This window comes from Bacteroides sp. OM05-10AA (assembly GCF_003439055.1).
Classification (GTDB): domain Bacteria; phylum Bacteroidota; class Bacteroidia; order Bacteroidales; family Bacteroidaceae; genus Bacteroides; species Bacteroides intestinigallinarum.
The window spans coordinates 54792-80473 of the sequence record NZ_QSUR01000018.1 but is presented as its reverse complement, the minus strand read 5'-3'; the positions used below and the strand labels follow the sequence as shown (position 1 = coordinate 80473).

The following is a 25682-nucleotide window of genomic DNA, read 5'->3' as shown; positions in this document are numbered from 1 at the left end:
TCCTCTTTTAGTTGACATAAATCAAAAAAATCAGAATGAGAGCATGAATGCCCCCGGTCTATCGTTTCACCAACCGTTTAGGTGAACCATGCCACGAGCATCCCAGGCAGAAGACTTCTGTCAAATCGAACCCCTCCATCGAATCTTCCGGATATTTGGGAACGACTTCACCATCTTCGAGCACATAAACCAGCAGCCTGTCACCCTGTTCATTCTTCACATACATAGCTGCAATCTTGCATTGCGGACACAATAACTTTCTCATGCCGCAAAGATACAGATTGTTTCCGTCAACCACAAACTCTTCCAACGATGTTTCAGAAGCCCATTCATGATTTACAATTTATCTATTCTTCCAGAATCCCGGATAAAACAACAGGAGTACACTAAACAACTCCAGACGTCCCACCAGCATCAGAAAAGAAAGTATCCACTTTGCCAGATCAGGTAAAGAATTCCACGAATATGCAGGTCCACAAGTACCTAATCCCGGACCGACATTGCCTATACTCGAAATAACCGTACTGACGGACTCGGAAAAGCCAACTCCCAAAAACAAAAGAGCCGTCCACCCAATCAGGATCAGAACCAGATAAAAAGCAAAGAAAATCAATACGGTAGTTACGATAGAAGAAGACACCGTCTGCTTATTGATACGTACGGGAAGCACGGCATTCGGGTGGAGCAGATGTTTGAACTCATTCCGGATGGCACGTGCCACAATCAGCAACCGCATATTCTTGATACCTCCACTGGTAGAACCCGTACACCCTCCCGAAAGCATCGCAATGAACAACAGTAACCACGTGAAAGGAGGCCACATATTATAATCATCCGTAGCAAAACCGCAGGAAGTATGCACCGTAGACACCTGGAACAATGCTTTCCGGAAAGCCAGTTCCCAGTCATAATGATTTTGAAAGACGAGCGCCAATGTGATAAGGAAAGTCAAGATACCCACCGACGCCAGGAACCAGTGCAGCTCTTCATCTTTGAATAAACGACCGACTTTTCCTTTCAAACACATCAGAAACAAAGAGAAGTTGATACTGGAAACAATCATAAAGATAGCCACCACATATTCTATATACGGAGAATTCCAATAAGATATACTGTTCTGCTTCGTAGAATATCCACCCGTAGCAGTAGTGGCAAACGACTGACAAATGGCATCAAACAAGCTCATGCCTCCAAACATCAATAAGACAGTTTCCGAAATAGTCAATACCAGATAAATTGTCCACAACCACTTGGCCATGACATTGATTTTCGGATGGGTACGGTCGTGCGTCACTCCCGTAGATTCAGCAGAAAAGAGTTGCACTCCTCCCGTGGTAAAGATAGGAAGAATGGCAATCGTGAAAAACACAATCCCCAAACCACCGATCCACTGCGTCAGGCTTCGCCAGAAAAGCATACCGTGGGAAAGGGATTCAATATCATCGAGAATGGTAGCTCCTGTAGTGGTAAACCCGGACATGGTTTCGAAAAAAGCATTGGTTATCGTATCAATGCTTCCGCTGAAATAAAAAGGAAGCATGCCGAAAAAGGTAAAAAACACCCACGAAAGAGTGACCACACAATATCCGTCTCTCCGGCTCATCTTATTCTCCGCTCCCCGTCCGTAGAGCAGTAACAATCCGCCTACCACAGCATTGATGATACAGGTGTAAAGAAAGTATTTATAATCACTTTCCCCGTAACCAGCCGACACTCCGGCACAAAGTAAGAACATCCCCAATTCGATAAATAGCAACATACCCAGCACGCGCCCTATCATCTTCCGGTTAATCATGCTATTATTCTTACTCCGAATATACAGACTGTTATCTGAAATGTACTCTTCCATAACTCATGAATTATTTTGTATGTTCCCCACATAGCCAAGAGTATGCCAAAATGAAAGGGACTCTGATAATTCGCTTATAATCAATGCAATATTTTTTTTCATTTTGAAAAAGTAATCTCTAAATACCCTACCAAAATGAAAGGGTGCTTTTCAAAATAAAAAAAAGAAGAAGGTGTATTTTAACAGAATACGCCTGCATTTCTGCATAATCTTCGCTATCTTTGTCACTCCAAAGTGTAAAAAAGAGAGAGATGAAAGCATCACGCATTGCGCACGAAAAGAAAACGGTAGAGTTGATGATCCGCCTCTATTGCCGGAAAAAAGAAAAAAATACAGTTCTTTGTGCCGACTGTGAAGAGTTGCTCCGCTATGCCCACGCCCGTCTCGACCATTGTCCGTTTGGAGAGAAGAAGAGTGCATGCAAGGAATGCACCGTACATTGTTACAAGCCCATCATGCGCGAACGAATGCGACAGGTGATGCGTTTCTCCGGACCGAGGATGTTGCTTTATGCACCCTGGCAGGCCATACGACATTTATTGAACCTATAACTTACTAAAAAAATCAGTAATGAAAAAAGCCATTATCATTGGCGCTACCTCCGGCATCGGGCAAGAAGTTGCAAAATGTCTGTTACTGGATGGATGGCAAATCGGAGTAGCCGGCAGACGGCAATCCGCTCTCGAAAACCTGCAACGGGCAGCACCGGATCAGATTCAAATTCAAGCGTTGGACGTAACCCAGGAAGATGCAGGCGAGAAATTGAATATGCTCATCGACAAGGTGGGCGGCATGGATTTGTTTCTTCTTAGCTCGGGCATCGGTTTCCAGAATACGAATCTGAACATGGAGGTGGAACTGAACACAGCATACACCAATGTAGAGGGATTTATCCGCATGGTGGATACCGCTTTCATCTATTTCAGGAAAAGCGGAGGCGGCCACCTGGCAGTCATCAGCTCCATCGCGGGAACGAAAGGACTTGGAGTGGCTCCTGCCTACTCTGCCACCAAACGCTTCCAGAACACTTACATAGATGCTCTCGAACAACTTTCATATTTACAAAAACTGAATATCCGTTTTACTGATATCCGTCCCGGATTTGTTGCCACCGACTTGCTCAACGACGGGAAACATTATCCGCTATTGATGGATGCAGCGAAAGTGGGACGTCACATCGCCTGGTCACTGGAGCGGAAACAACGGATAGTAGTGATCGACTGGCGCTACCGGATACTGGTCTTTTTCTGGAAAATGATTCCCCGTTGGATGTGGAAACGGCTGCCCGTGAAAACCAATTAACACCAAAAGTAAACCAGGAAAGAAATAAATGAATAAATAGCAAGACCGGATCACTTCTTTTCCAATATTTCTACTTACATTTGTCTTGTAACATAAACTTATAATCTAACAAAAAAAGATGGAACAAAAATTTTGTCAAAGTTGCGGTATGCCGATAGACGACTCAACTTTTGGAAAAGAAGCGGACGGTAGCAAGAACGAAGATTATTGCCACTATTGCTATGCGGACGGACATTTCACGAAAGAGTGTACCATGGACGAGATGATCGAGCTTAATCTGAATTATCTGGATGAGTTCAATAAAGACTCGGAAGTGAAATATACAGTGGAGGAAGCACGGAAAACGATGAAAGAGTACTTTCCACAGTTGAAGAGGTGGAAACAGTAATTGAGAAATAAAAAGAGCTTTCAGGCATGAATACATATTCAGACCTGAAAGCTTATCTACTTATTTTCTTTTATAAAATCCGTAAAGTTCGACCAGTCTTCTACACGAAACGCACGAAGATCACGAACTGACGCCTGAAACCAAGGAATACGTTTCAATGCGTCAATTGCACGAAAAAGATTTGCCATATCAGTTTTCTCTGTTAGATATACACTACCCTGCGTATTATAAAACTCATACTGACGCAACACTTTATTTATTTCAAAATATGCATTGTTATAAGGCTCTCCATAATTGGCACGTAGGTCCGTAATGACCATATCAAAAGCTATTGCATACATACATTATCCTCATTTACAGGAATAAAATATTTCTGCTCACCAAAGAAAATACGGTTAAATTTATCACGGATTGCTATAACTAAGCCTTTGAACGGATTATGTTCAATATCAATTACCGTACCCTCTATCCATTCATCGAGTCCCGTTAATCTAGGATCAACTTTTACCTTTTCACCTTCTTTTATCATAACACTATTTTTCTTCATTGATTTCCAATTACAAAGATAATATTATTTCCTTTGCCTGCGAATCAAAAGCGAGTATTTAACCATTTATTTCCGGGTGTCTTTCCAACCACTTCACTGCATAAGAGCACGTTGCTTTCGGCTTCATCCCGTTAGCTAATGCATAGGCGTAAGCAGCTTTTACCAAAGCAGCGGCAATCCCCCGCCCTTCAATAGGTTGTGGCACAATTGTGTGGATAATATCAAGAGAATCACCTATCAGGCAATATTGTACAAAGGCGGTGCGACCGTCTACTTCTGTCTTGAACAATTTTTGTTCGGGCTGATGAATAATTTCGTAATCCATAATTTCTGTTGTTTTAAAGTTGTCTCATTGTTCGTTAAGCACTCCGGCAAAATAATCTTAGGTTATCAGGCGCAGATTGCGATCAGAGTTGCTCGATCCACTTCAACTGGCTCGTATCGTATCCACGACGTTCGGCAGCGGTGACGAGTTTCTTCTTGATTTCTTCCGGCAGTTGGGGTGTACGGCTTAGTATCCAGAGATATTTATCAGTACTGCTGCCTACCAGGGCATAATTGTAATTCTCTTCATCCAGTTCCAAGACATAATAATCAGAATAGAAACTAAGGAAGAAAGACACTTTCAGTTTGCCCGGCTGTGTGGGATCGGGTATTTTGGCGTGTCCGTTGGCAGTCTTGCAGATGTCGTAAGGAGAATTACGTTTGCATCCCCGGTTCTCCACACGAATCATGCCGTCGGGACGGAGCGTGTAAGTAGCCGTGACGTCTACAAGTCCGTATTCAAAGCGATTCTCGTAGCGGGCTATTTCATACCAAAGTCCCATATACCGGTGCAGGTCGAGAGAGGTAACCGTACTATGGTTTGTACCTCTGAAAAGACGTTCGACATTGGGAATGGAGAAATGAAATCCCGCTTCCGTCAGACGCGTTGGGCGAACTCTCTGGCCCGCAGTCAGGAAGGATGCCGCTTCACCATATAAGATACGGAAAATTCTTTGCGGGGCCACCATCGTCGTCCATGCCCGATAAGCCTTTCCCATCGCACGGGTGAAAGCATATTGCGAGATTTGCTGCGGAGCAACCAGATTATATACCCCACGTGTCTCTTCGTGAGTGATAAAGAACTCCATTGCACGGCAAAGATCCCGTATCGATATCCACGGAAAAGCCTGCGTACCGGGACCGATGGCGGTGGCTATCTTGGTAGCTTGCAAAGGGCGAAGCATCTGCTGCATCGCTCCCCCGTCCGGAGAAAGCACTACGCCAAAGCGTGTGATAACGAGCCTTGTAGGTTCGGGACAGTGTTTCGCCTCTTTTTCCCACGCATAGCAAAGATCGGACAGAAAGCCTTCTCCACGGGTACGGGTATATTCGTCCACCTCCGCTTCCGAAGGATAATAACCTACGGCAGAAGCCGAAATCATCAGTTTCGGTTTCGTCTTGACTGCATTCAAAGCACGGATAATACGATTGGTTACGACAATACGACTGTTGAAAAGCTCCTGTTTATATTCCGGTGTCCAACGCTTATTGATAGGTGCACCTGCCAGATTGATGACAACATCACAATGGGTCAGTGTCTGAATCAAATAACCGGACATACCTTCGCGAAACATCGACCTTCCCAGAGGAATGATCCGATGTCCGCCCTTTTCTGTGAGATAATTAGAAAGATGTCTACCTATATATCCGGTAGCTCCGGTCATTGCTATATTCATCTTGATTCGTTGTTTATTTTAACTCTATTAGAAAAACGTATAAAATGCAAGAAAAGTTCTTTGAAAAAAGCAAAATGAGGTTATCTTTGCAAGATAGACGTAAACATTGAAGCATCCAAAAAGGTTATAAAATGAAAAGACAAATGAAAATCAACTATATTCTTACACTTATATTAGTATTTTGCATCGGTGCTTCCATCCCAATATTGACAGGCAGCAGCCAAGTGAACGAACAACATTCCGCCAAATCGGAAGTGCCTTATTGTGTCACTCCGCCTACCGTTCCCGCACAGGTCACCTTCGACGGGGAAACGATCGATCTCCGGCGCTATGACCGCCGCGAACGGATGGACCGCGAGATGATGGCCTTCACCTATATGCACTCCACCACCATGTTATTAATCAAGCGTGCCAACCGTTACTTCCCCATCATCGAACCGATACTGAAAGCAAACGGTATCCCCGATGACTTTAAATACCTGATGGTCATCGAGAGCAATCTGAACAACATTGCACGCTCTCCGGCAGGAGCAGCGGGTCTGTGGCAATTTATGCCTGCCACCGGACGGGAATTCGGGCTGGAAGTGAACGATAACGTAGACGAACGCTATCATATTGAAAAAGCAACCGTTGCCGCCTGCAAATACTTCAAACAGGCGTATGCCAAATATGGCGACTGGATGGCTGTCTCCGCCGCCTATAACGCCGGACAGGGACGCATCTCCTCCCAACTTGAAAAGCAGTTGGCAAGTCATGCCATGGACTTATGGCTGGTAGAGGAAACTTCCCGCTACATGTTCCGCCTGCTGGCAGCCAAAGAGATATTCAATAACCCGCAACGTTACGGATTCCTCTTGAAACGGGAACATCTGTATCCGCCTATTCCTTATAAAGAGGTAACCGTCAACACTTCTATCGACGATCTGAACGACTACGCAAAGTCACAAGGAATCACCTATGCCCAACTCCGTGATGCCAACCCCTGGCTGCGCGACACTTCATTGAAAAACAAGACCGGAAAGACATACATTCTCTATATTCCCACACAAGAGGGAATGTATTACAACCCGCAAAAGACCGTTGCCTACAATAAACAGTGGGTTATCGACTAAAAAGGCTTTTTCTTTAATTCCGGCCAAGCACTATTGATATGAAACTGAAAGAAAGAATCCATCGTTTTTTGCATGACGAGAAACTGAAACGAAAGTTATACGTCATCATCTTCGAATCGGACACCCCTGCCGGGAAATTGTTCGACGTGATTCTTATCGCCTGTATTCTGGTCAGCGTATTGCTCGTCATCATCGAAAGTCTGAAAGAACTTCCCACCTATCTGACGACTCCGTTCGTCATTATGGAATTCCTTTTCACCGGCTTCTTTACTTTCGAATACCTGACGAGGATCTACTGTTCACCCCGTCCCCGGAAATACATATTCAGCTTTTTCGGTATCGTAGACTTACTGGCCACGTTGCCTCTTTACATCGGCCTGCTCTTCCCGGGTGCCCGTTATCTACTCATCATCCGTGCCTTCCGCCTGATACGTGTGTTCCGCGTCTTCAAGCTTTTCAACTTTCTGAATGAGGGGGAACGGCTGCTCACTGCCTTGCGTGAAAGTAGTAAGAAGATTGCAGTGTTCTTCTTGTTTGTCGTCATTCTGGTGACTTCCATCGGAACGCTAATGTATATGATTGAAGGAACGCAACCCAACTCCCAGTTCAACAATATCCCGAACAGCATCTATTGGGCTATCGTCACCATGACTACCGTAGGTTATGGAGATATTACTCCCGCCACCGGCCTCGGAAAATTCCTTTCCGCCTGTGTCATGCTGATCGGTTACACGATTATTGCCGTACCCACAGGTATCGTATCTGCCTCCATGATGAAAGAGTATAAACGCAGGAGAGACAAAGAATGTCCCAACTGCCATCGCTCCGGACACGAAGATAATGCAGAGTTTTGCAAATATTGCGGCCACAGCCTGGACCCATCCGAAACCAAAGCGGAAGAGAAATAAATCCTCTACGATCTACGCCGGACGAAATGCTCGAATAAGACAATGAAAACGCATCCCACAGCATAGCAGGCAATATCTCCCCAATCGAACGTAGAACCCAGCACAATTCGGGCTACGCGGTTCGTAATACCCAATGTTTCCACCAGCTGGAAGTATTGCAACACTTCTACGAAACAGGCAAAAAGAAAGACATAAAACGGCATCCGCGGAATCCCCGTCGGTAGAAAGATACGTACAAAGCTATATACCAGCACTACAACCAGCATATCTCCGACATAGGGACGTATGAAACGGTCGCGCACATACAAAGCTATCAACACCTCAATACAGAAGATCACCAGAAAGCTGATTATATAAAAAATTCTTTTCTTCATTATTTGCTCGGTCGCGGGGTTAAACATTTGTTTGAATCTGCGAATATACGATAAAATGAATTGGATACGTTCAAATATTACTAAATGATTGATACAAAAAGGGGAAATAATTGTATATTTATAGTCCTAAGCATTTTTCCACAAACAATAAAAAACAGAAAGGAGATTGAACACATGATGTTGAATATGGATTTTGTAATCCGTTTATTGGTCGCCGGAATACTGGGAACCATCATCGGACTGGATCGTGAATACCGTGCCAAAGAAGCCGGATACCGCACTCATTTTCTCGTGTCGCTAGGTAGTGCTTTGATTATGATTGTTTCCCAATACGGATTTCAGGAAATTATAAAAGAAAGTAGTGTCACACTCGATCCCAGTCGGGTGGCGGCACAGGTTGTCAGCGGTATCGGATTTATTGGTGCAGGAACCATCATCTTTCAAAAACAGATTGTACGCGGACTGACTACCGCCGCAGGAATCTGGGCAACAGCAGGTATCGGCCTGGCGGTAGGTGCAGGAATGTACACCATCGGCATTGCCGCCACGGTGTTAACCCTCGTCGGACTGGAACTACTTAGCTATCTATTTAAAAGCATCGGAATGAAAAGCTCGATGGTTTCTTTCTCAACTCCCAACAAAGACATACTGAAACAGATAGCGGACAGATTCAACTCTAAAGACTACCTGATAGTCTCTTACGAGATGGAAACGCAACACACGGGTGAAACAGAATATTATCAGGTTACGATGGTTATCAAGTCGAAGCGAAATAATGATGAAGGGCATCTGCTTTCGCTGATACAGGAATTTCCGGATGTAACGGTGCAGCGAATTGAATAGTCAGACTTCCGCTCCTCTCCCAAAATGGAAATCTACTTTTGCTTTTCCGTCAGATACTTCCAATAACGCACAGGCATATCCTGCCTGTGCTTTCTCGGATTCATGCGTTCTTTGATGCAAATGGCCTTGAAATATGTCTTCCAAAGTTGTTGGAAAAGCTTCTCATCCTTGTCCATCAGGCTTTCATCCAGCATCCCCGTAATCAAATGTGATTCACGGCTGTCATCATCAAACGAGATAGTCGTCACCTCCTGCAAATCATAATAAAATCCGTAGCGGCGTTTCATGTCGTAAATAATCCACTTCTGATCGGCAAAACGGTCTTTGAAATGATGAACGGTCAGCGGGAGGGCATTATACTGCGGTTCGAAAGCGGCAAAGAATGTACCGTCGGCAGCTTTCTGAAAACGAACAAACTGCATCAGGTGTACACGTTCGCCATCTACCTTCTTCCATATTTGCGCTAATTGTAAAACGTCCGGATCACCAAAATTGGTTTCAATAGAGCGGGGTGCATCGATTGCTTTACGGATATATCGAAAAATAAGTATTCCTATTTCCGGAAGTTCCGACAGCCAACTTTGCGTGAGACAGCCCAAAGCGGAAGAGGAAACCTTCTTCTGCAATCCCCGCCACACACGACCGGCTTTCTCTTCATCGGTGACTACCGTATGCAGCTCATCACAAAATAAAGGCAAAGCATCTCCTTCCGACAACAAAGCATCGGGAAAAGTCTTGCGGAAATAGGCGTCAAACACAGCCGTCAGCAGCCCATCAAAGGTTTTATCGTAAATATAAACATTCATAAAAAACACCAAGCATATTTACTATTCGCCAAAATCAAGCAACAGCTGACGTTCATCCACTTTCTTTTTCGGTTTCGGCAACAATAAGCTGCGCACCCGTTGCGGAGAAAGCTCATTCACTGTCTGCATCTGGAGAGGCAGTTCTTTGCAAGTGATGAAATATTGCGCTTTCTTCATCACCACTCCTATCTTCTTCAGTTCATAAAATCCCAGCCGCGAAAAACGACGGGAAGCAACAATCAGTTTCGCCGACTTCACCCCTACTCCCGGCACACGGAGCAACATTTCGTAGTCTGCCTTATTGATGTCGACAGGAAACTGTTCGGGATGGCGCAAAGCCCACGAAAGTTTCGGGTCTATTTCGAGATCGAGATCCGGATAAGAATCATCCACAATTTCATCTACCTTGAATTGATAAAAGCGCAATAACCAGTCAGCCTGATAGAGCCGGTTTTCACGTACCAGAGGCGGCTGTTTCAATGCCGGAAGACGCTTATCATACGTATTCACGGAAACGTAGCCCGAGTAATAGACACGTTTCATGGTGGGGCGCCCGTAAAGTGCCGACGAAAGGAAAAGAATATCTTTATCCGATTCGGAGGTAGCTCCCACAATCACCTGGGTACTTTGTCCCGCAGGTGCGAAACGAGGTGCGTGGCGAAACTTTTGCCGTTCTTCTTTGCTCTCCAACACGCCTTGTTGAATGTATTTCATCGGAGCAAATACGCTTTTATGGTCTTTCTCCGGCGCCAGAAGTTTCAGGTTTTCTTCTTTGGGAATTTCGACGTTGACACTAAGACGATCGGCATACAATCCGGCTTCATTCACTAATTCGCGACTGGCTCCGGGAATACTCTTGAGATGGATATAACCGTTAAAACGGTACACTTGCCGCAAATCTTTGGCTACACGCACAAGTCTCTCCATTGTATAGTCCGGATTACGGACTACTCCGGAGCTAAGAAACAGACCTTCGATATAATTACGACGGTAGAATTCCATCGTCAGCTCCACCAATTCCGAAACGGAAAAGGTAGCGCGGGGAAGATCGTTGCTACGACGGTTGACGCAATAGGCACAATCGTAAATGCAATAATTGGTAAGCATGATTTTCAATAGCGAGATACATCGACCGTCCTCGGCAAAACTGTGGCATATCCCCCATCCTCCCACAGTGTTTCCCAGCGTTCCCGGCTTATTGGAACGCACCGTACCACTGGAAGAACAGGAAACATCGTACTTGGCAGATTCTGCAAGTATCTTCAGTTTAGCTAAGACGTTTTCGTTCATCATTACCGATCTTGATTCTTTTCGCAAATATACGATTTAATTTGAGATGCGTATAGAAGAAAAAAAGTTTAGCAAATATATAAATACAAAATTAGTCAATTTTGAAGAAATAAAAATCTACGCTTATATTCTTATTAACTAAGCAATAGAAAAGATAAGATGTTTACGAACAGGAAAGCAGACAACTCTGGAAAATAAAAAAAGCGATTCATTCAAACGAACCGCTTTTCATGCTATAAATAATTATTTCATTCTATATTAATATTACTCTGCTTCTACCATCCATTTCTCTATATTTCGTGTTGCTGAAGTAAAGTTCACTCCGATTTTAAATAGTTTACGTTCATCGTGTTCAAATGGCAATGCATAATGTTTTTCATTAATTTGCTGCAACGCTTCTTCTGCCGTGCCATTCAACTTAAATTCCATAACATAAATGAATTTATCTGTTTGCAAGATTAGGTCAACACGTCCTTCACTCGTATGATATTCAGCCTTGACATAAAATCCGACTAACTTGAACACTATAAAAAGAACATTTTGATAATGCAACTCTAAGTCACGAACCAACTCATAGGGAGTATCAGCAAAGAAACTTTGCAAGCGACGGAAAAATGACTCATAATCTCCGGAACGTACTTCATGAACAAACTTTTGTATTTCAAACGAAGATTCCACTGCACTAGTATTAGCATAGAAAGGAAGCAGAAATTTAATAAATCCCTGTTCTACTTCACGATTAGGAAATCCCAAACGATAATTACCAAATTCAGGATCATATCCTTTTATAGTAAGATAACCACTTTGATATATCACAGGGATTGGATTGTCGGAAGTTGAATCAATGCTATTTAAAACCTCGGCAGTCGTCTCTTCATGAGCCATGCGATGAAGATCATAATGATGTTTTTTCAACAGTTCCACCAAATAAGTAGGCGTACCCGTCTCGAACCAATAACTACTGAATTCCTGATATTTAAATGCATTCAAAAGGCTGAACGGATTGTATATACCAATAGAATTATGAGTGAAATGATAGCCATCATAGCACGCACGCAGTTCATTGCAAACGTCATCATACGATACCCCTCGAATTTCCGCCAATTCATGCAACTCACTCTCCAGATTATCATGAAGTTCTTGTTCGGTGACACCGCAAATATCTACATAGATCTGACGCATCGATATGTCATCCAGATTATTCAAATCACTAAACACACTGACTTTACCGAATTTAGTAACCCCTGTCAGCATAGCAAACTTTATGTAACCGTCCATAGACTTCATTACACCATAGAAAGCCTTCAATGTATTCCGGTACTCTTCTTGCAACTCATCCCTACCGATTGCTTGCAGCATCGGCTTATCATACTCATCCACAAGAATCACAACACGCTCTCCCGTTTTCTCTGCTGCCATACGGATCAGGGTAACAAAGCGGTCGTCTATCGTTTCATCTTTCGAACATGAACCATATTGCGCTTCATATACAAGCAACTGCCGGTCTACAAGACGAATTAAATCATCTACTGTATCGAATTTCTTTGCATTCAAGTCTAAATGAATGACGGGGTATTTTATCCAATCTTTCTCCAGCTTTCCCATTGCCAACCCTTCGAAAAGTTCTTTCTTTCCTGAAAAATAAGATTCGAGAGTAGAAAGTAGCAAGCTCTTACCAAAACGGCGCGGACGGCTAAGAAAATAATATCCACCTGTTTTTACCATTTGGTAAATCAGCGCAGTCTTATCAATATAGAAATAACCGTCGTTACGGATTTTCTCAAAGTTCTGTATGCCGATAGGATAAATCTTATTACTCATATATTCATATATTTGGGATTGCTACATACAAAGATACACCTTTCTACTTAAATAATTGCCACTATCCATACTAAAACAATTAAAAGTCATTCCGCATTAAAACAGAAAGAGGGCATATCGCTTACGATATGCCCTCTCTTTTTTCTGATATCTTAGTAGTCTTCTAACTATTATTTCTTAGAAGCTTCCAAAGATGCTTTACGGAATTCTTTCATTGCTTTTTCGATTTCCAAAGAAGCCTTACGAGCACGAGTTCCTGCTGCTTTGTTACCGTTTTCGATCTGCGCGTTAGCATCTTTTGAGAAGTCAGCATAAAGAGCTGCTACCTTTTCTACCAATTCTTTCATAATCCTTTTATTTTTTTCGTTAATAATGTGCCGCAAAAATACACTGTTTCCCGAAATAAAAGCATAAAATCAATATTTTTTTTGAAATAATCTTCGAAAAATATCTAAAAAAGGGGCTTTTTACCTTTTTTACCTACCTTTGTAGCCATGAAACTGCTTACAGATACCGATTATATACATGCACTGATTGCTGAAGGAGAGCACCAGCAACAGGACTTTAAATTCGAAATTTCCGACGCACGCAAAATAGCCAAAACACTCTCGGCCTTTGCCAACACGGACGGAGGACGATTACTTATTGGCGTTAAAGACAATGGTAAAATCGCAGGAGTACGCTCCGAAGAAGAAAAATATATGATTGAAGCCGCCGCACAACTTTATTGCGTGCCGGAAGTGGAATATTCTCTGCAAACATACATAGTGGAAGGACGGCAAGTGTTAGTGGCAACCATCGAAGAAACTCCACATAAACCGGTTTACGCCAAGGACGAAACCGGAAAGCCCCTAGCCTATCTCCGCATCAAGGACGAAAATATTCTGGCAACTCCCATACATCTCCGTGTATGGCAACAGAGCGATAGTCCCCGTGGAGAACTCATCCGCTACACCGAACGTGAACAGCTCCTGCTCGATCAACTGGAGCACGGAACTTTACTCTCACTCAACCGTTACTGTCGACAAACCGGACTTTCACGACGTGCCGCTGAACATCTGCTCGCCAAATTTGTTCGTTATGATATTGTGGAACCTGTATTCGAAAATCATAAATTTTACTTCCGAATAAAAGACGAATAACCACAAACAATGCTTTATACTTAATACTTAACTATGACTTTTATCAACGAGATTAATGACATACTTTGGACGTATATTCTAATTATTATGTTATTAGGATGTGCTGTCTGGTTCAGTATACGGACACGCTTTGTGCAATTTCGCATGATCCGGGAAATGATCGTGCTGTTAAGCGAATCCGCCGGCAAAGGAAAACAGGGAGAGAAACATGTATCTTCTTTTCAGGCATTCGCTATTTCTATCGCCAGCCGTGTGGGTACGGGGAATCTTGCGGGAGTGGCTACTGCCATTGCCATCGGAGGTCCCGGGGCTATTTTCTGGATGTGGGTCATCGCACTGTTAGGGGCTTCGAGTGCTTTCATAGAGTCTAGTTTGGGACAATTATACAAAATACGCGGAAAGGATTCGTTCATCGGAGGACCTGCTTATTATATGAAGAAAGGGTTGAAACAACCGTGGATGGGAATGCTTTTTGCCGTATTAATAAGCATTACTTTCGGGTTTGCTTTCAATTCTGTACAGAGTAATACGATCTGTGCTGCGGCAGAGCATGCTTTTGGGTTCAATCATATTATATTGGGAGGTGTGCTGACTTTGCTGACATTGCTTATCATCTTTGGAGGTATTCAACGCATTGCCCGCGTCAGCAGTATTATCGTGCCTGTTATGGCTTTGGGATATGTAGGGCTGGCACTGGTTATTGTTGCACTCAATATCACTCATTTACCGGATGTTATCGCACTGATTGTCAGCCATGCTTTCGGTTGGGAGCAGGCATTGGCAGGAGGGGTTGGTATGGCATTAATGCAGGGTATCAAGAGAGGACTTTTCAGTAATGAGGCCGGTATGGGCTCGGCCCCGAATGCGGCTGCCACGGCTCATGTCAGCCATCCCGTAAAACAAGGGTTGATACAGACTTTGGCGGTATTTACAGATACATTATTGATATGTACCTGTACGGCTTTTATCATCCTCTTTAGTGGGGCTCCTCTGGATGGTTCGGCCAATGGAGTGCAGCTGACTCAACAGGCGTTGACAAACGAAATCGGTTCTTCGGGCAGTATCTTCGTTGCCGTAGCTCTTTTCTTTTTTGCTTTCAGCAGTATTCTGGGGAATTATTATTATGGTGAGGCCAATATCCGCTTTATCACTCACCGGAAATGGGTACTTCATGGTTACAGGATATTGGTGGGTGGTATGGTGCTCTTCGGTTCACTTGCCACATTGGATATAGTATGGAGCCTGGCAGATGTCACGATGGCGTTAATGGCTATCTGTAATCTGATCGCTATCCTTTTCCTCGGAAAATATGCTATCCGCCTGTTAAATGATTACCGGGCGCAAAAGAAAGCTGGCATCCAAAGCCCTGTTTTTAAGAAAGAGACAATGCCAGACATCGAAAAGGACTTGGAATGTTGGTGAAAACCAACTGTTTTTGTACCTTTGCACGCAAATTGACAGATGGTAGTTATGTTATATACCTTCCACACGCTCAAAATAGTAAATTGTAAATAATAAAATTGTAGAGATAACAATGGGCTTATTTGGTTTATTCAAGAAAAAATCCGATGAAACGAAAGTCGGCAATGTAGAAGATTTCATATCACTGACCCGGGTATATTTCCAGTCAGTTATCGCCACAAACCTCGGTATCACTAATATCCGCTTCTTGCCGGATGTAGCTAACTTCAAACGTTTGTTTAAAGTTCCTACTCAAAACGGTAAACTGGGATTGGCCGAAAAGTCTGCTGCACGCAAAATGCTGATGCAGGATTATGGGTTGAACGAGAACTTCTTTAAGGAAATCGACTCTTCCGTGAAACGTAACTGCCGCACTCAAAATGATATTCAATCTTATTTGTTCATGTATCAGGGATTTTCTAATGATCTGATGATGCTGATGGGAAATCTGATGCAGTGGAAGTTTCGTATGCCGTCGATCTTTAAGAAGGCTTTATATGGTATGACACAGAAAACGGTACACGATGTTTGTACCAAGACAGTGTGGAAGGCTGATGATGTGCATAAAACGGCTGCGACTGTTCGCCAGTACAAAGAGCGTTTGGGATACTCTGAACAGTGGATGACGGATTATGTGTATAATATTGTTCTTCTTGCCAAGAAGGAGCCGAAACGGAAGAATGACGACACGGAAACGAAAAAATAAGTCGCTTTAAATGTTAGAAAATCGTAAAGATTAATAGGATAGAAAAAGCGGGGGTTTTGTACCTCCGCTTTTTTTGTTATCTTTATGTACTTTTTTCTTTTGTCTTGATACAAAAGAAAAGTACCAAAAAGAAAAAATCAAGGCTGCGCCTGCCCGGCTACTTGACGCCATGCAGACGAGGCCAGGGGGACCATGCGACGTGGTAGTATATTATAATAATTAAAAAATAGAGAGATTGCTTATGAAACAAAAGAAAATGCTTGCGCTTACTTTTTCACAGTTGAAACAAATCTATAATCAAGAAATTCCGGAAGTGGTGGAGATAGCTGATAAGAGCTCTTCTGCGGAAGAGTTCAAGGCTGGGATGCTGCGGTTTTTGGAAATTTGCGGGATAGAAAATGAGGCTGCGGAGGAGGCGAGGGAGCAAATTCGACTCTTACTCGATTATGATGGGCAGAATGTCCATGAACTGTCTACTGGACAGGATATGTCAGTACAGACGATTCGGTTGCTTTATGAGTTTCTGACGGGAACGTTGGAAAATATGGAGATGCCGACGGATTTGTTTATTGAAATTTTCCAGATGTTTAAACGGTTGAAGGGAGAGGTTGTGCCCTTACCATCGCCGCAACGTATCAAAAGTCGGAATGACCGGTGGGAAACGGGATTAGATGAAGAGGTACGTGAAGTGCGGGATGAGAATAAGGAGCGGATGTTGCACTTGCTGATTCAGAAGATTGAAAACAGGAAGTCGAAGCCTTCGGTGCGTTTTCACTTTGAGGAGGGAATGAGTTATGAAGAAAAATACAGGTTGGTCAATGAGTGGTGGAACGATTTCCGCTTTCATTTGGCAATGGCTGTGAAAAGTCCGGGCGAGTTGAATCGATTCCTGGGAAATTCACTTTCTTCAGAGACTATGTATTTGCTTTATCGTGCCCGGAAGAAGGGGATGCCGTTCTTTGCAACTCCTTATTATTTATCGTTGCTTAATGTAACGGGATATGGGTATAATGACGAGGCTATTCGGAGTTATATTCTGTATTCTCCACGTTTGGTGGAGACGTATGGAAATATTCGCGCGTGGGAGAAAGAGGATATTGTAGAAGCCGGGAAGCCTAATGCTGCAGGATGGCTTTTGCCGGACGGGCATAACATTCATCGTCGGTATCCGGAGGTGGCTATCCTCATTCCTGACACTATGGGACGGGCTTGCGGAGGACTTTGTGCTTCCTGTCAGCGTATGTATGATTTTCAGAGCGAGCGGTTGAATTTCGAATTTGAGTCATTACGCCCGAAAGAATCATGGGATCGTAAGTTGCGTCGGTTAATGGCTTATTTTGAAGAGGATACGCAGTTGCGGGATATTCTTATTACAGGAGGCGATGCGCTGATGAGTCAGAATAAAACGCTTCAGAATATTCTGGATGCGGTGTATCGGATGGCGGCACGCAAACAAAGGGCGAATCTTGAACGCAAGGATGGAGAGAAATATGCGGAATTGCAACGGGTACGGTTGGGGTCACGTCTGTTGGCTTATTTGCCGATGCGTATCAATGACGGGCTGGTTGATGTTCTGCGGGAATTCAAGGAGAAAGCATCGGCTATCGGTGTGAAACAGTTTATTATTCAGACTCATTTCCAGACACCGCTGGAGGTTACTCCTGAAGCTAAAGAAGCGATTCGGAAGATTCTTTCTGCGGGATGGATTATCACGAATCAGTTGGTATATACGGTGGCTGCTTCACGTCGAGGGCATACAACCCGGCTCCGTCAGGTGCTCAATTCGTTGGGGGTGGTATGTTATTACACTTTCTCGGTTAAGGGATTCAATGAGAATTATGCGGTATTTGCACCCAACAGTCGTTCAATGCAGGAACAACAGGAGGAAAAGATTTATGGCCGTATGACACCGGAACAGGCGGATGAGTTATATAAGATATTAGAGACGAAAGTGGGAACGGAAGAGGAGCCTAAAGAGGATGTTGCCAAGCAATTAAGACGCTTCATGAGAAAGCATCATTTACCTTTCCTTGCCACTGATCGCAGTGTTTTGAATTTACCGGCTATCGGTAAAAGCATGACTTTCCAGTTGGTGGGACTAACAGAAGAAGGAAAACGAATTCTACGCTTCGAACATGATGGCACTCGTCATCATAGCCCGATTATCGATCAGATGGGACAGATTTATATTGTAGAGAATAAATCGCTAGCTGCTTACCTGCGCCAGTTAGCCAAGATGGGAGAAGATCCGGAAGACTATGCTTCTATCTGGAATTATACGAAAGGAGAAACCGAACCTCGTTTCAGTCTTTACGAGTATCCAGATTTCCCCTTCCGCACAACAGAAAAAATGAGTAATTTAAGTATTAAGGAATAAGAAATAAATATTAGGTATTAAGTATTAATCGACAAATATCGAGCGTAAATCAGCTACTTCGGTGGTAATACCTAATACTTGATATTTAATACTTATTTTTCATTCTTTTACCCGTATTACTATATTTGCAATAATTGCAGTTAAGCCTCCGGTGGTGATTCCTGAAGAGAAGATACTTCGAATTGCTTCCGGAGTTTGTTGTAATACATCCGGCATTAATTCTACGCCCAAGCCTAAAGAAAGGCTGACCGCTAATACCAGAGTTTCTTTACGTCCAATTTCTTGTGAGGAGACAATACGGATTCCTGCAGCGGCTACCGTACCGAACATCAATAAAGTGGCACCGCCTAATACAGGATCGGGCATTAAAGAGAATACGGCACCGACGATGGGGAATAAACCTAAAAGGACGAGCATTGCTGCAATATAATAGCCGACATAACGGCTGGCTACTCCGGTCAGTTGAATAATACCGTTGTTTTGTGCAAAGATGGAGTTTGGAAAAGAGTTGAATACACCGGCGAGAAAGGAGTTGAATCCATCCGCCATTACTCCACCGGAAACCCGTTTCAAATAGGAATCTCCTTCAATGGGAAGTCCGGAAATCATAGAGTTGGCAGTCACATCGCCTGTTGCTTCGATTGCTGTGATTAGATAAACCAAGCCAATGGCTATGAAAGAAGATACATTGAAATCAACACCGTATTTGAAAGGTTGGGGAATATTAAAGCTCATCAGCATTTCCACATTCAACGAACTCATATCCACTTTTCCCAAAGCAAATGCCAAAGCATAACCAAGACAAAGTCCGAGCACAATGGAACTCATACGCAGGTATTTATTCCGGCAACGATTAAAAAACAAGACGCTAAGAAGCACCAGTCCTGCAATGGACAGATTTTCCCAAGTGGCAAATGTACCGTTATCCATAGCCGCATATCCGCCTCCGCAAGATACAATACCGACCTTTATCAGGCTTAATCCGATCAGCAGTACAACAATACCGGATACCAACGGAGTAATAATATTGCGCAGATACTTGAATGTGCGGCTCACAATCATCTCGATAGGTGCGGCAGCCATACAGGAACCGAATATCAAAGGCAAACCACCCACTAATCCGGTGGCGATGATAGGGCCGATAAAAGAAAAACTGGTACCCTGAATGCAGAGTAACTTTGCTCCTATCGCACCAAAACGACGGCATTGTATGAAAGTTGATACTCCCGAAGCAAAAAGAGACATGGAAACCAGAAAGCTTGTCTTTTCCACATCCAGTTTCAAGGCACTCGCGATGATTAGCGGAGGTGTAATAATTGCTACGAAAATAGCCAGGAGATGTTGTAAAGCCGCAAACAGGGCGTCTTTAAAGGGGGGACGGTCTTCTACGCCGTAGATTAAATCAGTTTTCATTTAACAGGTTGTTCTATATATTTTTAACTTCCGCAAAGGGATAGACAGAGATTCTTCCGGAATTTGGATTTTCTTAGTTCAGTGTCCATTTGAGGGCGAGTGTCGGGATAACATAAAAGCCATCACGACCGCCGAAGTTATTACTCAATTCGACTTCGGAGCCAACACTAAGATTGAAATTTTTATTTACTCCTTTGATTTTGTTCAGGTTCACCCAGAATTGTGGTTCGGAGAGGAAGATAGTTTTTCCGTAGTTGGTTTCTTCACGCCACCAGTCGGCAAAGCCGGAGAAAGTGAGCAGATTGCGACAGAAATTTACGTACCACGTACCTGTCAGCTGGAAGTTGTTGGGCGATTGGTGTTTCTGAATATACTTATACATAGCAGTCAGCGTGAAGCCTTTGGAAAAGGAAGTATTATTAAAAGTGTAGGTAGCTCCTGCCAGATAAGCATTTTTATAAGACATGCCTTTTGATAATCCGCCGTTATATTCAAGATGTGCAGAGAAAGGACCTTTCCAGAATTTCAGTTCACGTGCTATTTCCCAATAAGCGGAAGCGACACCTTCGGAGGTGTAATCCATATCAACAAAGAAATAAGTGCTTCCCCAAGTATCAGGATGAAACTTCTCCACAGTGGAGGTGAACAGCGGGCGACCTTGCAAATCTTTATCATACAAAGAACGTCCGAAATCATAATGTAGCTGAATGTTTTGCGCCTGCAATCCCGGTATGCCAGAGAGCAACATACAGAGGAAAAAAGCAGAGATAATTTGTTTCATAAGTAAATGTGTTTAAATGAAGATGCAAAAATAGTTAAAGCTACACATATAAACACATTACTTCTGTCTTTTTTTATTCCAGGTTATTATTTCCCGTATCCCACCAGAGTCTTGTACCTCCATGGTCATCTCCGCTTAAAGCCTCGACAAGAGCAGAATATTGCTCCGGGTCTTCTGTCTGCAATGTACCTGGGAAATTAAGACGGCGCACCATGATCTCCGTGTCGATGCATCCGCTCCTACTATGATTGAATCGAACGGGAAATAAACGGGGATATCCCGTTCGTCTTTGTTCGGTCCAGGCTTCGCAACCTTCCGGGAACATGGCAATCCACTTCTGCGTGATAATCTTCTCCAGTTTGGTCTCCTTATCATCCTGCGGATTCCATTTGGGAGTGACTTTACAACGGGCCTCTATATTATTTTCTTCATCATAAGTGTCTATAAAGTCGGAAGCTGTCAGCTCACTTTTCAGGTAATCCTCCACCCCATAAATTCCCCATTGATGAAAAGAGGTAGTTACACCGTTCCGGTAACAAGCTTCTTCATCTTCATCCGTCCACCCGCGCAAAGCGGCTTCGGCACGCAGAAACCAGACTTCAGAAGCAGTCATCAGAGGTGTATCGGTATCCTGCTTGACAAACAGCTTTGACAATCCGGAATAATGACTATGAGCAAAACAGGTTCCCTGGCGAATTCCACGATACTGTCCTTTAAGAGTCTCATCCGTACAGGGTTCAAAATAAATTTCCAAACGGGGATCGTTATATCCGGTCAAAATTGATTCCATGTTAGCACTCATGTAAGTTTCATTCCAGACACGGTTAAGTTCTCCCAATGGATTGGTATACCCGGATTTGGTAGAAACAAACACTCCTCCTGTTTCCGCTTCAAAGAAGCCGTAACCGTTTTCCTTTATTTTCTGTATTTCAGAACGTGCCTTATCAGGAGCAACAGAAGCAAGGCGCATTGCCAGACGCAAACGCAGGGAATTGGCAAACTTTACCCAGGAAGGATATTTCCCGTCCAACAAAATATCAAAACGTGCAAATCCATTGGATTCCGGTTTCTCATCTATATAGTTGGTGAGAGCAACTACAGCAGAATCGAGTTCATTGAAAAACTCATAATAGACATCCTCTTGTTTATCCGGACGGTAATGTTTTTCGGCATTAGCAAAATTCTTATAAATGATAGGACCATAATAATCCGTCACACGATGCATCGCTTCCACCTTTAATATTTTCGTTATCCCGAACAGAGCAGGATGTGTATTCCGGGTAGCATTCTCCGACTGATATATCTGTGGGAAAATATAAGAATACATGTGTGTCCACATGGCGCTATTCCAGCCGTCCTGCATATTATAATCGGAGTTATGCGAGCCCCCGTTCAGCGGTTTGCCGTCATGCATATACCCACTGAACATGTCCGCGTTCAGATTCTGTATCAGCTGGAAAGGCCAGTTCTTTCCTTTTCCGTAGTCGTAATTAAAATAAATACCTTGCTGAATAATTCCCAAACGGATTCCATAGCCATTGTCATCAATAATCAAGTCATCATCCGTGATACCGGACAAATCGGTATTGTAATCACGGAAGTTACCGGTACAAGCTACAGAAAACAGCAATAATCCCAACAAATATAGATATACAAATTTTCTCTTCATTTCTCTCTCTTGCCTTTAAAATTCACATTTCAGAGTAAAGCCCAGACTACGGGTCGTAGGCATTCCGAACACTTCAATTCCTTGATTATCATTTCCGGTAGAAAGTACCAGATCCGGATCAAAAGGAGCTTTCTTATACAAGAAACATAGATTGCGAGCTACAAACGAAAGCTGAACATCTTTCAGTACCTTCGTTTTCTGTATCCACTTCTTGGAGAAATTATAGCTCAATGATACTTCACGCAACCGTAAATTGGTAGCATCATACATATAATACTCCGTCACCCCGGCACGCCCGCCTACTATTTTATAGAATCCTTTCACATTGTCTATACGCTGACCGTCGAGCATTACATATCCCCTGTCACGCGCATCAGCCGTTATTTCGGATACCCCATAAAGATCCATTTCCGCCTGCGTCTGCGAAAGGACTTCGCCTCCGTAACGCCAATCAAGCAGAAAATAAAGGGTGAAGCCTTTGTAAGAGAATGTATGGTCCCATCCCATCATAAAGACAGGGTTGGCATTGCCTACTTTCACCGTATTCCCATCGCCCTCCACCAATGGAAGTCCTTTATTATCACCCTCTGTTTCGTAGACGATATTGCCTGCATCATCACGCACAAAAGCCTTACCATAAATATCACCGATAGAACCACCTTTAATAAGCTTCATGGCATAGCTGGAAGAAAAACTGGTAGGTCCGTAAATCATTTCTTTCAGATCTTCGTGCAACTTCACTATCTTATTCTTGTTGGTAGAGAAGTTTACAGAAGTTTTCCAGTTAAAATCAGGAGTTAATACGGGAGTTCCATTCAGTGTCAATTCCCATCCTCGGTTCTGGATATTTCCGGCATTTACATATCGGTAAGCATACTTATCGCCTGCAAGTGCGGGAAGTTTGAAGAACTGATTATAAGTATTGGTACGATAATAAGTCAGATTAACCCCTAAACGGTGTTGAAAGAATCGCCATTCAGTTCCAAATTCGATGGCATGGGTCATTTCCGGCTCCATATCCTTAAAAGGTGCGGCATCATTCGCCTGTATCTCGCCACCGGCATTGATGTGCGAAAAGGAATTAGTGATAAATGGAGGAATATCATTCCCTACTTTACTATAAGCGCCACGCAATTTAGCGAAAGAAACCCACTCGGGTAACTTCACCCATTTATCAAGCAGCATGGAAAGCCCTACAGAAGGATAAGCGAATCCGGATTTTTCATGTTTGGTATATGACAAGGTTGACGCCCAGTCATTACGGGCCGTCAAATCAAGAAATAGTTTTTCCTTATAACCGATCTGTGCCGTACCGAATATAGATTGCAACTGACGGCGTTGATCTATTCGCTGGTCAATACTGGCAGAGCTGTTCATAACGATATTGGCTATATTAAACACATTAGCAAACTTCAGAGATGCATTTTTCGAATCATATCGGGTAGAATTGACGACTTTATCATTTATACTACCACCAATCGCCGCATCCAACGTAAAATCGCCCCAGGTTTTCTTCACCATCGCCATGACATCACCATACATCTGCGTTTCCTGATAATCCATCTCAATATATCGTCCGTTCGCTCCACACAGGGCGGTGGCGGTAGACGCATAGAATTTCTGGCGTAACTTGTCCGCCCAGTAATCCATGTTTCCACGGGCTTGAATCGTCAGCCAGTCATTTACCTTAAAGTTTGCTGAAAGAGAAAGGATAACGCGCGTACGTGTTTCTTTACTTTGTATGCGGTTCGTTATCCAATACGGATTCTGTTCGAAGTCTTCGGTAAACGTATGCCAGTTCTGCACACCCAGTTTCCGTTCTTCGTCATAGGTTTCAAAATAATCTTTATAATAAGACAAGTCCTCTCCACGAGGGAAACGGTAGAGACCTACCAATGGATTCATATAGAAACCTCCCGATACCGGCTTATTCTCGACGGTTTGTTTCATGACATTCACACTACCGTCCAGTTTCAGACGTTTGTCGAACATAGTAGCCGTCTCACGCAAGTTTATATTATGCTTTTTCAGTTTATTCTTGTCGATTATCCCCTTTCCGGTAGTATTGGCATAGGAGAAATAAGTTTGCAGGTTTTCATTTCCATAACTGATAGATACGGAAGTCATCGATGTCAATCCGGTACGGAAAAAGTCATTCAGATTATCATAAGCCATCAGATTCTCTTTCTCGCCCCAACTGTCTACCACATCACTGACACCATAACGATTCTGCATTTTAGGCATACTGAATGCTTTCTCGAAAGTGAGTCCCGTAGAGAAATTTATATTCCTTTGCCCGGCAGAGTTTCCTTTTTTAGTCGTAATAAGAATCACTCCGTTAGCAGCCATGCTACCATATAAAGCCGCAGCAGGAGCACCTTTCAGGATACTGATACTTTCCACATCTTCCGGATTCAGGTTAGAGATTCCGTCTCCTCCGTCACGATTCCCCGCATTCGCCGTACCACCAATAGCCGAATAAGCCTGTTCGGAAGAGGTGTTCGACATCGGCACTCCATCTATTACATAAAGCGGTTGATTATCACCGGATACAGAACGGATTCCCCGGAGACTGACTTTTGCAGAACCGCCCATACCGGAAGAGTTTTTGTTGATTTGCACACCGGCAGCTTTTCCCGCCAGGGCAGCAATCATATTTACTTCTTTGACACGGTTCAGTTCTTCTCCCTTGATTTTTTGCACAGAATAGGCCAATGTAGCTTCATCCTTTTCAAGTCCCAAGGCTGTTACGATGACATGTTCAAGCATCACCGCATCTTCCTGAAGACGTATTTCAAGCACATTCCGACCTGTCACATTGACTTCTACAGTCTTGTAACCTACAAAAGAAACCTGTAAGACAGCACTATCCGGTATAGACAAAAAGAATTTTCCATCAATATCGGTCACAGTACCATTGGTTCCCCCCCTTTCGCGTATTGTAGCACCGATCAGTGGTTCACCATAGATATCAATTACACGCCCTCTCACGGTATTATGATCAGAAGGAACTTCTATCGTCCCTCTTAACGCTTGTTGCTCCGAAGCATAACAATTTCCTCCCTCCAGGAAAAGCAAGCCTATCAAGAAGCAACTCACAAAAATTTCTTTTTTCAATGATATAATAAAATATTGTTTGTTCATCACGCCGCAAAAATAACTAATTATTTTA

General features: G+C 43.3%; 25 protein-coding genes. 10 read left to right on the top strand and 15 right to left on the bottom strand.

From position 1 onward, the window contains the following. Positions 1–58 precede the first annotated feature (58 nt). Complete coding sequence (locus DXB58_RS15180) at positions 59–265, bottom strand: hypothetical protein (protein ID WP_052588039.1); 207 nt, start codon at positions 263–265, stop codon at positions 59–61. Positions 266–343: 78 nt separating this feature from the next. Continuing rightward, positions 344–1849, bottom strand: a complete 1506-nt coding sequence (locus DXB58_RS15175) for a TrkH family potassium uptake protein (RefSeq protein WP_117932456.1) — start codon at positions 1847–1849, stop codon at positions 344–346. 251 nt (positions 1850–2100) lie between these two features. Between DXB58_RS15175 and DXB58_RS15170 the strand changes: the two genes are divergently transcribed. The 3 genes from DXB58_RS15170 (at position 2101) to DXB58_RS15160 (ending at position 3539) form a co-directional block, all read left to right on the top strand. Next, complete coding sequence (locus DXB58_RS15170) at positions 2101–2400, top strand: nitrous oxide-stimulated promoter family protein (protein WP_122137399.1); 300 nt, start codon at positions 2101–2103, stop codon at positions 2398–2400. A gap of 19 nt (positions 2401–2419) precedes the next feature. Then, positions 2420–3151: an SDR family NAD(P)-dependent oxidoreductase gene (locus DXB58_RS15165; RefSeq protein ID WP_004301977.1), complete on the top strand. Its 732-nt coding sequence runs from the start codon at positions 2420–2422 to the stop codon at positions 3149–3151. 118 nt (positions 3152–3269) lie between these two features. Beyond that, on the top strand, positions 3270–3539 hold the full coding sequence (locus tag DXB58_RS15160; protein ID WP_004301976.1) for a zinc ribbon domain-containing protein: 270 nt from the start codon (positions 3270–3272) through the stop codon (positions 3537–3539). 56 nt (positions 3540–3595) lie between these two features. Here DXB58_RS15160 and DXB58_RS15155 read toward each other — a convergent pair whose 3' ends face one another. The 4 genes from DXB58_RS15155 to DXB58_RS15140 all read right to left on the bottom strand — a co-directional run bounded on the left by DXB58_RS15155 (position 3596) and on the right by DXB58_RS15140 (position 5807). Continuing rightward, entirely contained in the window at positions 3596–3880 is a 285-nt protein-coding gene (locus DXB58_RS15155) for a virulence protein (protein ID WP_004301975.1), read from the bottom strand. After that, on the bottom strand, positions 3868–4086 hold the full coding sequence (locus DXB58_RS15150) for a hypothetical protein (RefSeq protein ID WP_004301974.1): 219 nt from the start codon (positions 4084–4086) through the stop codon (positions 3868–3870). Before DXB58_RS15150 ends, DXB58_RS15155 begins: the two co-directional genes overlap by 13 nt. A 58-nt stretch (positions 4087–4144) precedes the next feature. Continuing rightward, positions 4145–4411 (bottom strand): GNAT family N-acetyltransferase, encoded by a 267-nt coding sequence (locus tag DXB58_RS15145; protein ID WP_122137398.1) that lies wholly within the window; start codon positions 4409–4411, stop codon positions 4145–4147. 82 nt (positions 4412–4493) lie between these two features. Then, positions 4494–5807 (bottom strand): TIGR01777 family oxidoreductase, encoded by a 1314-nt coding sequence (locus DXB58_RS15140; RefSeq protein WP_122137397.1) that lies wholly within the window; start codon positions 5805–5807, stop codon positions 4494–4496. Positions 5808–5938: 131 nt separating this feature from the next. Here DXB58_RS15140 and DXB58_RS15135 point away from each other — a divergent pair, with 131 nt between their 5' ends. Both DXB58_RS15135 and DXB58_RS15130 read left to right on the top strand, forming a co-directional pair. Then, complete coding sequence (locus tag DXB58_RS15135) at positions 5939–6919, top strand: lytic transglycosylase domain-containing protein (protein WP_004308272.1); 981 nt, start codon at positions 5939–5941, stop codon at positions 6917–6919. 38 nt (positions 6920–6957) lie between these two features. After that, entirely contained in the window at positions 6958–7827 is an 870-nt protein-coding gene (locus DXB58_RS15130) for an ion transporter (protein ID WP_122137396.1), read from the top strand. 5 nt (positions 7828–7832) lie between these two features. Here the strand turns inward: DXB58_RS15130 and DXB58_RS15125 are convergent, their stop codons facing one another. Continuing rightward, positions 7833–8201, bottom strand: a complete 369-nt coding sequence (locus DXB58_RS15125; RefSeq protein WP_029425794.1) for a DUF2809 domain-containing protein — start codon at positions 8199–8201, stop codon at positions 7833–7835. A 174-nt stretch (positions 8202–8375) separates the two neighbouring features. Between DXB58_RS15125 and DXB58_RS15120 the strand changes: the two genes are divergently transcribed. After that, a complete protein-coding gene (locus DXB58_RS15120) occupies positions 8376–9044 on the top strand; it encodes an MgtC/SapB family protein (protein WP_004308274.1) in 669 nt (222 codons plus the stop codon). A gap of 32 nt (positions 9045–9076) precedes the next feature. Here the strand turns inward: DXB58_RS15120 and DXB58_RS15115 are convergent, their stop codons facing one another. The 4 genes from DXB58_RS15115 to DXB58_RS15100 form a co-directional block, all read right to left on the bottom strand. Further along, the gene (locus DXB58_RS15115) at positions 9077–9850 is read right to left on the bottom strand and encodes a TIGR03915 family putative DNA repair protein (protein ID WP_009000641.1); all 774 of its coding nucleotides are present in this window, start codon (positions 9848–9850) and stop codon (positions 9077–9079) included. Positions 9851–9871: 21 nt separating this feature from the next. Continuing rightward, the gene (locus tag DXB58_RS15110; protein WP_004304808.1) at positions 9872–11140 is read right to left on the bottom strand and encodes a putative DNA modification/repair radical SAM protein; all 1269 of its coding nucleotides are present in this window, start codon (positions 11138–11140) and stop codon (positions 9872–9874) included. A 264-nt stretch (positions 11141–11404) separates the two neighbouring features. Next, entirely contained in the window at positions 11405–12961 is a 1557-nt protein-coding gene (locus DXB58_RS15105) for an ATP-binding protein (RefSeq protein WP_074557880.1), read from the bottom strand. Positions 12962–13131: 170 nt separating this feature from the next. Beyond that, the gene (locus tag DXB58_RS15100; RefSeq protein ID WP_004301965.1) at positions 13132–13308 is read right to left on the bottom strand and encodes a histone H1; all 177 of its coding nucleotides are present in this window, start codon (positions 13306–13308) and stop codon (positions 13132–13134) included. 147 nt (positions 13309–13455) lie between these two features. On the opposite strand from DXB58_RS15100, the gene DXB58_RS15095 reads away from it, so the two are divergent. From DXB58_RS15095 to DXB58_RS15080, 4 genes are all read left to right on the top strand, one after another. Then, on the top strand, positions 13456–14103 hold the full coding sequence (locus DXB58_RS15095; protein WP_004308278.1) for a helix-turn-helix domain-containing protein: 648 nt from the start codon (positions 13456–13458) through the stop codon (positions 14101–14103). A gap of 33 nt (positions 14104–14136) precedes the next feature. Beyond that, a complete protein-coding gene (locus tag DXB58_RS15090; protein ID WP_122137395.1) occupies positions 14137–15525 on the top strand; it encodes a sodium:alanine symporter family protein in 1389 nt (462 codons plus the stop codon). Positions 15526–15637: 112 nt separating this feature from the next. Then, positions 15638–16270, top strand: a complete 633-nt coding sequence (locus DXB58_RS15085; RefSeq protein ID WP_004301962.1) for a hypothetical protein — start codon at positions 15638–15640, stop codon at positions 16268–16270. Between the two features lie 241 nt (positions 16271–16511). Continuing rightward, positions 16512–18647 carry a KamA family radical SAM protein gene (locus DXB58_RS15080; protein ID WP_122137394.1) on the top strand — a complete coding sequence of 712 codons (2136 nt, stop codon included), beginning with the start codon at positions 16512–16514 and terminating at the stop codon, positions 18645–18647. A gap of 99 nt (positions 18648–18746) precedes the next feature. On the opposite strand, the gene DXB58_RS15075 is transcribed toward DXB58_RS15080, so the two are convergent. The 4 genes from DXB58_RS15075 to DXB58_RS15060 form a co-directional block, all read right to left on the bottom strand. Then, complete coding sequence (locus tag DXB58_RS15075; RefSeq protein WP_004301959.1) at positions 18747–20060, bottom strand: nucleobase:cation symporter-2 family protein; 1314 nt, start codon at positions 20058–20060, stop codon at positions 18747–18749. A gap of 73 nt (positions 20061–20133) precedes the next feature. Beyond that, positions 20134–20841, bottom strand: a complete 708-nt coding sequence (locus DXB58_RS15070; protein ID WP_122137393.1) for a DUF5020 family protein — start codon at positions 20839–20841, stop codon at positions 20134–20136. A 73-nt stretch (positions 20842–20914) separates the two neighbouring features. Beyond that, on the bottom strand, positions 20915–22510 hold the full coding sequence (locus DXB58_RS15065) for a SusD/RagB family nutrient-binding outer membrane lipoprotein (RefSeq protein ID WP_122137392.1): 1596 nt from the start codon (positions 22508–22510) through the stop codon (positions 20915–20917). Positions 22511–22525: 15 nt separating this feature from the next. Further along, complete coding sequence (locus tag DXB58_RS15060; RefSeq protein ID WP_122137428.1) at positions 22526–25654, bottom strand: TonB-dependent receptor; 3129 nt, start codon at positions 25652–25654, stop codon at positions 22526–22528. Between the last annotated feature and the right edge of the window lie 28 nt (positions 25655–25682).

Coding starts and splice junctions, on each gene's coding strand:
- DXB58_RS15180 (WP_052588039.1), bottom strand. CDS start 265: ATGAGAAAGTTATTGTGTCCGCAATGCAAGATTGCAGCTATGTATGTG.
- DXB58_RS15175 (WP_117932456.1), bottom strand. CDS start 1,849: ATGGAAGAGTACATTTCAGATAACAGTCTGTATATTCGGAGTAAGAAT.
- DXB58_RS15170 (WP_122137399.1), top strand. CDS start 2,101: ATGAAAGCATCACGCATTGCGCACGAAAAGAAAACGGTAGAGTTGATG.
- DXB58_RS15165 (WP_004301977.1), top strand. CDS start 2,420: ATGAAAAAAGCCATTATCATTGGCGCTACCTCCGGCATCGGGCAAGAA.
- DXB58_RS15160 (WP_004301976.1), top strand. CDS start 3,270: ATGGAACAAAAATTTTGTCAAAGTTGCGGTATGCCGATAGACGACTCA.
- DXB58_RS15155 (WP_004301975.1), bottom strand. CDS start 3,880: ATGTATGCAATAGCTTTTGATATGGTCATTACGGACCTACGTGCCAAT.
- DXB58_RS15150 (WP_004301974.1), bottom strand. CDS start 4,086: ATGAAGAAAAATAGTGTTATGATAAAAGAAGGTGAAAAGGTAAAAGTT.
- DXB58_RS15145 (WP_122137398.1), bottom strand. CDS start 4,411: ATGGATTACGAAATTATTCATCAGCCCGAACAAAAATTGTTCAAGACA.
- DXB58_RS15140 (WP_122137397.1), bottom strand. CDS start 5,807: ATGAATATAGCAATGACCGGAGCTACCGGATATATAGGTAGACATCTT.
- DXB58_RS15135 (WP_004308272.1), top strand. CDS start 5,939: ATGAAAAGACAAATGAAAATCAACTATATTCTTACACTTATATTAGTA.
- DXB58_RS15130 (WP_122137396.1), top strand. CDS start 6,958: ATGAAACTGAAAGAAAGAATCCATCGTTTTTTGCATGACGAGAAACTG.
- DXB58_RS15125 (WP_029425794.1), bottom strand. CDS start 8,201: ATGAAGAAAAGAATTTTTTATATAATCAGCTTTCTGGTGATCTTCTGT.
- DXB58_RS15120 (WP_004308274.1), top strand. CDS start 8,376: ATGATGTTGAATATGGATTTTGTAATCCGTTTATTGGTCGCCGGAATA.
- DXB58_RS15115 (WP_009000641.1), bottom strand. CDS start 9,850: ATGAATGTTTATATTTACGATAAAACCTTTGATGGGCTGCTGACGGCT.
- DXB58_RS15110 (WP_004304808.1), bottom strand. CDS start 11,140: ATGAACGAAAACGTCTTAGCTAAACTGAAGATACTTGCAGAATCTGCC.
- DXB58_RS15105 (WP_074557880.1), bottom strand. CDS start 12,961: ATGAGTAATAAGATTTATCCTATCGGCATACAGAACTTTGAGAAAATC.
- DXB58_RS15100 (WP_004301965.1), bottom strand. CDS start 13,308: ATGAAAGAATTGGTAGAAAAGGTAGCAGCTCTTTATGCTGACTTCTCA.
- DXB58_RS15095 (WP_004308278.1), top strand. CDS start 13,456: ATGAAACTGCTTACAGATACCGATTATATACATGCACTGATTGCTGAA.
- DXB58_RS15090 (WP_122137395.1), top strand. CDS start 14,137: ATGACTTTTATCAACGAGATTAATGACATACTTTGGACGTATATTCTA.
- DXB58_RS15085 (WP_004301962.1), top strand. CDS start 15,638: ATGGGCTTATTTGGTTTATTCAAGAAAAAATCCGATGAAACGAAAGTC.
- DXB58_RS15080 (WP_122137394.1), top strand. CDS start 16,512: ATGAAACAAAAGAAAATGCTTGCGCTTACTTTTTCACAGTTGAAACAA.
- DXB58_RS15075 (WP_004301959.1), bottom strand. CDS start 20,060: ATGAAAACTGATTTAATCTACGGCGTAGAAGACCGTCCCCCCTTTAAA.
- DXB58_RS15070 (WP_122137393.1), bottom strand. CDS start 20,841: ATGAAACAAATTATCTCTGCTTTTTTCCTCTGTATGTTGCTCTCTGGC.
- DXB58_RS15065 (WP_122137392.1), bottom strand. CDS start 22,510: ATGAAGAGAAAATTTGTATATCTATATTTGTTGGGATTATTGCTGTTT.
- DXB58_RS15060 (WP_122137428.1), bottom strand. CDS start 25,654: ATGAACAAACAATATTTTATTATATCATTGAAAAAAGAAATTTTTGTG.